Source organism: Leifsonia sp. HAY1-4F (genome assembly GCF_056755275.1).
The window spans coordinates 1-296 of sequence record NZ_JBNDHX010000240.1 but is presented as its reverse complement, the minus strand read 5'-3'; the positions used below and the strand labels follow the sequence as shown (position 1 = coordinate 296).

Below are 296 nucleotides of genomic sequence, written 5' to 3'. Positions count from 1 at the left end.
GCCGTTCTGGGATTCGCCGTAGTCGGGGTCGGCGACGAGGTTGCCTTCGATGCTGATCGGGACTCGTGTGCTCATCGATCTGTTCGCGCCCACCAGCACGGCCGCGGCCGCCCGGGCATCCGCCGGGACCTGACACGTCCCCGCACTCGCTCCGGTCAGAGCGGCGAGCACCTGTTCGGCGGGCGACCAGAACGAGGCGTAATGATTCGGGTCGGCGTTGATCTGGACCGCGTGCGCGACCAGGGTTGGGGCAAGTGTCTGCCATTCGGGGACGCGCAACATGCGGGTGTAGAACG

At 67.6% G+C, this 296-nt stretch carries 1 pseudogene; it reads right to left on the bottom strand.

Annotated features, from left to right (window positions below):
* Positions 1 to 296: pseudogene (locus tag ACPYOG_RS19375) on the bottom strand (hypothetical protein); the annotation flags it as partial.